The organism is Streptomyces sp. NRRL F-2664 (assembly GCF_000719345.1).
Taxonomy (GTDB): domain Bacteria; phylum Actinomycetota; class Actinomycetes; order Streptomycetales; family Streptomycetaceae; genus Streptomyces.
This window is the reverse complement of the sequence record NZ_JOFX01000390.1, coordinates 1-394: the sequence shown is the minus strand read 5'-3', so window position 1 is coordinate 394 and position 394 is coordinate 1. Positions and strand designations below refer to the sequence as shown.

The following is a 394-nucleotide window of genomic DNA, read 5'->3' as shown; positions in this document are numbered from 1 at the left end:
CACCGTCTCCACGACCGCGTATACCTACGACGGGGACACCGGGCTGCTGCTCTCCTCCGCGGTCACCGACGCCAGCGGGGCCACCACCGTCCGGCAGACGGAATACGACGGCCTGAACCGGGTCACCGGGGTGTGGGAAGGCGCCCGCGACGACGCGGACGCCAAGAAGAACACCCTCATCACCTATCGCTATGACGGCGAGGGACGCCTGGTATCCGTCGCCTACCCGGACGGCAAGGCTGTCTCCCGCACCTACGACCAGCACGGGCAGCTGGTATCGGCTACGGATGCGGCCGGGGCGGTCACCGCCTACACCTACAATCCCGACGGCAGTCTGAAGGCCGCGGTGCAGAAGACTGCGGACGGGCAGACCGCCTCCGCCGCCTACACCTAC

Annotated in this window: 1 protein-coding gene; it reads left to right on the top strand. The window is 68.5% G+C overall.

Going from position 1 to position 394, the window contains the following annotated elements; all coding sequences use genetic code 11:
- The coding region (locus IF89_RS39775) for an RHS repeat domain-containing protein (protein WP_043195007.1) at positions 1-394 on the top strand (394 nt) is incomplete at both ends.